The organism is Hungatella sp., from assembly GCF_046966825.1.
In genome coordinates, this window is sequence record NZ_JBKVCZ010000229.1 from 1 (window position 1) to 5,447 (window position 5,447).

The 5,447-nt window shown below is 47.0% G+C and carries 5 protein-coding genes and 1 pseudogene; 4 read left to right on the forward strand and 2 right to left on the reverse strand.

What is annotated here, in order from left to right; all coding sequences use genetic code 11:
• Together ACLTD4_RS32735 and ACLTD4_RS32740 are read right to left on the reverse strand one after the other, a co-directional pair.
• A partial coding sequence (locus tag ACLTD4_RS32735) for an IS256 family transposase (RefSeq protein ID WP_412331915.1) occupies window positions 1–681 on the reverse strand: 681 nt, incomplete at its 3' end.
• Between the two features lie 234 nt (window positions 682–915).
• A pseudogene (locus ACLTD4_RS32740) lies at window positions 916–2,060 on the reverse strand (IS256 family transposase).
• 826 nt (window positions 2,061–2,886) lie between these two features.
• Here ACLTD4_RS32740 and ACLTD4_RS32745 point away from each other — a divergent pair.
• The 4 genes from ACLTD4_RS32745 to ACLTD4_RS32760 all read left to right on the forward strand — a co-directional run.
• Window positions 2,887–3,204 (forward strand): cytochrome c biogenesis protein CcdA, encoded by a 318-nt coding sequence (locus tag ACLTD4_RS32745; protein ID WP_412331916.1) that lies wholly within the window; start codon window positions 2,887–2,889, stop codon window positions 3,202–3,204.
• A 301-nt stretch (window positions 3,205–3,505) separates the two neighbouring features.
• Window positions 3,506–3,691 (forward strand): hypothetical protein, encoded by a 186-nt coding sequence (locus ACLTD4_RS32750; RefSeq protein WP_412331917.1) that lies wholly within the window; start codon window positions 3,506–3,508, stop codon window positions 3,689–3,691.
• Between the two features lie 485 nt (window positions 3,692–4,176).
• Entirely contained in the window at window positions 4,177–4,428 is a 252-nt protein-coding gene (locus ACLTD4_RS32755) for a hypothetical protein (protein ID WP_412331918.1), read from the forward strand.
• A gap of 756 nt (window positions 4,429–5,184) precedes the next feature.
• On the forward strand, window positions 5,185–5,447 hold a 263-nt coding region (locus ACLTD4_RS32760; RefSeq protein WP_412331919.1), incomplete at its 3' end, for a response regulator.

A 5,447-nucleotide genomic window follows, 5' to 3' on the forward strand; every position in this document is an offset into this window, starting at 1 on the left:
GGAGAGCCAGAACTTGGCGCTTTCATTCTGCCCTACATACATACCCAGGACATCCTTCCTCCCGGACATATCAATCCCTATGGCGATATACACGGCCTGCTTTACGATACGTCCCTCGCTGCGTACATGGAAGTGGACGGCATCCAGGAATACCACTGCGTAAATCTCTTCCAATGGCCGTTCCTGCCATTCCTTTACGATAGGCAGGATTTTGTCCGTGATACGGCTGATGGTACTGTCTGAGATATCGATGTCGTACAGTTCCCGCATATGGCTCTCGATATCATGGGTGGTCATGCCCTTAGCGTACATGGAGAGGATCTTTTCCTCCATGTCCTGGGTGACGGTATTCTGATATTTTTTGACCACCTGAGGTTCGTATTCCCCTTTTCTGTCCCGTGGGATATCAATCTCCATGTCTCCATAGCTGGTGTGCATGGTCTTCTGGGAATGGCCGTTTCTGCTGTTGTCAGTTTCTTTGTTACGGTAATCATACTTGGAGTATCCAAGCTCCTCATTCATTTCCTCATCGAGGGCACCTTCCAATATGACACTCATCATGTCACGCATAATCGCATTGACATCTGTGCCATCTTTGATCTTGACGTTGTTTTGTTTGAGATAACCGCTCATGAGTTCCCGCATTGCCGCTTTCTGTGGTGTGTCATTTTTCCTTGCCATAATAAAACCTCCAAACTGAGTAATTCTATCTTACATCAGTTTAGAGGTTTACACAATCTTTGGGATACTCCCAGAGTGTGTGAAGAAATCTCTGTAAAAGCAGCTCTTCTATGATAATGGCAGGGCTGAAAGCTTCTCTATGAGCGTTCAGCCCTTGGTTTATATATACCGCACAATACTGCGTATGTCAAGACCAGGCGGATTCCCGACTGGTCTGAACGGTCTTGGATTCTCTTACATCGGCAGTCGGCCCTCATACATGAGGCTCAGTTCCCCATATACCTGGCCCCAGTTCCGGATTGGCATCGTCCACTTCTTTGTTGCTTCAAATGTTGACAAGTACAGAGCTTTTAAAAGGGCTGTATCGCTTGGAAACACGCTCCTCTGACGATTCAGCTTCCGGTATGTGGCGTTCAGGCTTTCGATTGCGTTCGTGGTATATATAACCTTGCGTACAGTCGTTGAAAACTTAAAGATGGGGACGATCGCGTCCCAGTTCTGGTGCCAGCTTTTCATGGAATTCGGGTACTTTTCTGACCATTTTTTTGTGCCCCGCTCAAGCTTAATGCGCTTCTCTTCTGTTGCGCCTGGTAAATCGTTTTGAGATCTGCAAAGAGCTTACGGTCCTTGTCTGATACGTATTTTAACGTATTCCGCACCTGATGGACAATTACCTCTGGTATTCCGTCTTTAAGGCGGCGGCTATCGCTTCCTTTATCCCTGTCGTCCATCGGCCAGAGACGGGATGTCTTTTACTCACGGTTTTAAACCGTTCGGACAAGCCAGTACTTGGCATCTCATTTCGCCAACCTCGATGGTCAGAACCTCTTTTAAACCATCTGGATTGATACAGTACAACATAGGGCGCCAGCTTACGGATCACGCCGTTATCCATACAGAATAGTGGTTGCATCGATATAAACCCGGATAGACATCGGAAGGGGGGCGGTTCATGATCTTAATCTGGGGCGAAGCTTATCCGTCATCGAAATGAAGCTAAGGCCTCGAACCATTAGATATCCTCCAGTGTTTCAGATCGCCGTGTTGTCATCCCTTTAGCGTACGGATATGATCTTCTGATCGATATCAGAGATATCTTTCTGGCGTTTCTTTACCACCTGTGGTTCAAGGTACTACGATGTGGGACTTCGACTTTCATGCTTCCATAGTGCTATTCACCTGTTTGGTTTATGGCCATTGCGATAGTCATCGCAATCGGAACGTTCTGACTTGCGATAGCCAGATGCTCGTCCATCTCCGGATTCCATCATCTGCTGATGGTACCGCCCAGTAGATCTTTGAGGGCATCCTGAATGTCCTGGGCAGATTCATCTCATACTCCTCGAAAGCACGGATGATGTTCGCTTTCCATCCGTCATTTGCACTTTGTGTACAGATTTCTTTTCTTGCCATAATAAAAAGGCCTCCTATGATTTTTATTTTATCATAGAAGACCTTATAAATCTTAATTACAACTTTCACAGACTCCTTTAACCATTTTGCCAGCTTCTTCAGATTCATGCACGCAAACATATGCTTCATCTCCTTCCGGGCCTTCCCTATCATCTGCGTATACCGGAAGCCATGATTCTTTTTGCTGTTCAAACAATCTCTCTATGGACATCGCGGCGCATAGTTCGTTCATTCTGTGGGCCCACGAGATATCTACATCTCCATGTATGACCGGGATGTGAAAGCGTGCGTTTTCCACATGATTAAATGACCCCTTGTTGGGAAAGATAAGGGCGGCTTTCACACACACCCACGGCTTTTGTACTCGATACTCCTCACGGTATATTGTCTGTCGTCAACACTTCGTTCGGACAAATATACAGGTGACCGTCTGCATCAAAGTATTGATTCCGCAGACCGTAGATGAAACTCAATCAGTTCATCAATCAATCAAGCGGATGATCGGCAAAAACCAGTCGTCAATAAAACTTTTGAACTGTTCCATGTTTTATTTCACAAAAAATCAAAACACCATAATGAACATTACAAACCTGGCGCCAAAGTTGAATAAGCATACAAGGAAAAGAAAAAGGAGCGAAGGAGAGGATTGTATGGGTACACAAACACTTTATGGGTACGGTGCTGACGGCGGGACGCTGTCATTCTTTTCTCCTGTATTCCCCCTTTTCCTGTATATATTTCCGTTTTCCGCGGGCGGGCAGCCTGGAGGATATTTTCAGAGAGATACGGACATTGTTAAGATTTTACCTGTTTGTAGCAGGTATTTCCACCTGTTTTATCATTCTCGGTTTCGGGGCTGTTAGGCATTGGGATCCGTCATGGAAGCAGTTTTTGCGCGTGGGTTGGATTGTTCTGGGGCTTCATCAGACGGGACTGATTCATATCAAATGGCTCTCCTATGAAAAAGTGAATTTAAAGCGTTCTCATCGACGATACTTTGGTGTGTTCCTTCTGGGACTGACATTCAACTTTGGCTGGATACTATCGGTCCTGTGCGTGCGTCATGGGACTTTCGGCCACAAGCACCGGCCGTTTATGGCTGGTTTCTGATGGCTGTTTATTCCTGGGCTTCCTGATTCCATTTCTGATACTAGCACTGGCTGCAAATAGCTCAATAAGCACTTGGGCAAATCAAAGCCAGGGGTTGTCATTATCAGTGGGGATACTCCAAATGATGATAATCTGGATAAGATATTAATGCTGATTAATTAAAGAAAAGGGCGGATGATGAACGAAAATACTTCTCATGCCAGTTCTGTGCCTCGCGTTTTTGTTACCGCGTATGGCGCAGAAACCGCGAAATGCATTTCCTATGGAAATAGTGAAGAGATGGGAGCGGGGTGGATAGAACATGGATACAAAAAAGCGAATAAGGGTAATCCGCCCGATGAGAAATGATGGTTTAAATGGAAATACGGTAAAACTGTCTGACTTGCCGGTGAAGGTCCATATCAGTATTGGGCTCCTGGTGTCAATCTGTCTGGGCGGGCTGGGCATCAACCTCTTTCCGCAGAGGACAACAGGTTTAAGGTACTGACCATTGTAGCTCCGGGCAGCAGGGAAAACGTGAGGACAAAACCTGGTTTGCCGGCGTCGAACATACGGAGAACATCCGGTATTGCTGGATATCGATGGCGTATACAAACAGGGCAGGCGTCAGGATTCTACCTCGGTATATGGTTGGACGGTGTTCTCATAAGCCTGGCTCCGGGCCACATAAATAACGAAACCATTAAGAGTACATTTGAGGCAATAAACGATTAAAAACAGCGGATCGACGCGAAAGGGCAGATCATGAAGAAGAATTCATAAATCAGCAGTGTTTCTTTTGGCTGCGGCATCCTCACATCGGCCGGGTGTTTCGCCTCTGCCGCCGAGGCGGGTGGCGGCCGGCGCCAAAGAGAGCGGAAGATCTGTCCATGGATGATAGCGTGATGGACAGCGGAAAGGAGAAAAAATTGACGACAAACAGGAGGACATGATAAGTGGGAGGATTTACACGATTTATTTGGCGGGATGCTTTTGGGATTGAAGCTTGTAAAAAGCTCCCGGTGTGAGCAGACCGTGTGGGGTATGCCGAGACAGAAAATCCCGTCCACAAGGTGTGCACAACACCGGCCGCGAACGGTGAAGGTGGTTTATACCTCCATCTCAACGGATCATTTGTGGATGCTTTTCAGGTGGTGGATCCCTGGCGTAATCGGCAGGGAAATGACCGGGAAGCCAGTACCGTACATCTACTATGTGGATGAAACCGACCAGGCAACGCATTAGAAACCGCCGTGGCCAGACAGGAGAAAAATACAGTTCCCCCATCGCCACAGAGGTACTGCCGCTGAGCAATTTCATATGGCAGAGGACTATATCAGGATTACCTGGATAAAACCCGGGCGGCTACTGTCACATCGATTTAAAGCGCCGACAGTTCATCAGGAAAGCGGACGATATGGCTGATGTAGTAGCCTCATAAAGTGGAGGATTATCCTATTACCAGCGTGCCAATAAAAACTCACTGATATTCAGTACCGGGGTGACCTGGTCGGGTCAGAGCGTCATATACGAACAGTATAGCACTTTGAAAAGGACTTTATGTGGATGTTACCGGAAGCCGCTGTTCAGTTCTGTTGATAAGTTTGAATCCGGTGCGGATAGGCTTTTTCCAAACCCATTATAGCTGATGGTAAGGAGGCAGGACACCAGCTTCCCAACATGGTGCGCACTGAGGTACTGCTGACCGGGCCGGGATACCCATTTAGGCCACGTCTTTGACGACGGTCCCAGAGTTAGGAGGGCTTCGCTATTGTATCAACAGCGCTTCAATCCGGTTCATTCCATGGGGACTTGGAGGCAGAAGGCTATGGATTTTTAAAATCCATTTTCGACTGATACGGTACGATGACCTGAGAATTCACGATTAAGAAGACTTTGATATGTTTGACACCGGGGCTGACGGTCTTGTACCGTTGATCCCGGCGTTGTATAATAGACTTAAAAAAACAGTTATAAACGTGTCATGAAGGAGGAATCGGTATGTATAACCTGCTGGTTGTGGACGACGAGAGCATTCTCCGCCGTGGAATCCGGGCGTTCATCGACTTTGACGGTCTTGGAATAGGAGAATATTTTGAGGCGGAAAATGGTGAAGGTGCTTTGAAAATCATAGAAACCAGCCAGGTTGATCTCATTCTGGCCGATATCAATATGCCCAAAATGAACGGTCTTGAGTTCTGCAGACAGGCAAAGGAGCGGGACCCTGCGGTAAAAATAGCCATACTTACGGGTTATGACTATCT

Coding starts and splice junctions, on each gene's coding strand:
- ACLTD4_RS32750 (WP_412331917.1), top strand. CDS start 3,506: ATGGATACAAAAAAGCGAATAAGGGTAATCCGCCCGATGAGAAATGAT.